Origin of the sequence: Rossellomorea aquimaris (assembly GCF_001877785.1) — a bacterium.
GTDB classification, from domain to species: Bacteria; Bacillota; Bacilli; order Bacillales; family Bacillaceae_B; genus Rossellomorea; species Rossellomorea aquimaris_A.
In genome coordinates this window covers 1-412 of sequence record NZ_MINN01000155.1, presented here as the reverse complement: position 1 = coordinate 412, position 412 = coordinate 1, and the positions used below count along the sequence as shown (strand labels likewise).

Genomic DNA, 412 nt, shown 5'->3' with positions numbered 1-412 from the left:
GGTCGCGGGGGCTGGGAGATGTGGAGAAGAGACAGGTCGAGGCCTGAAGAGCCTTGTTTAATATGATTGATGGCAGCCTGAAGCGGGGCAGGCTTTTCTGCAGGAAGACTGCCCATGAACGGAGCTAGTTGTTCTTTTTGTTTTTTCTTTGGCTTGTTGATCCTGCTTAGCTATGTGGCGATATTCGCGAAAGTGGATGTTGTCGGGGGAGCGGATTTGCCGATGCTTGCTATCGGGGATGACATCTCGCCAATCCTTGGTATCATCATGGCGGTCGTCATTTTTGCCATGATTTACAATACTGCTGTCAGCATGTTGTTGTCATTTTCAGCACGTTTTGCAGAAATCGGCACAAAGAAATTCCGGATTTTCGTGATTATTGCCGGGTTAATCGCATTTGCGCTGAGCTTCG

At 48.8% G+C, this 412-nt stretch carries 1 pseudogene; it reads left to right on the top strand.

Going from position 1 to position 412, the window contains the following annotated elements:
• Positions 1-114: 114 nt before the first annotated feature.
• Positions 115-412 (top strand): annotated as a pseudogene (locus tag BHE18_RS21835) (hypothetical protein); the annotation flags it as partial.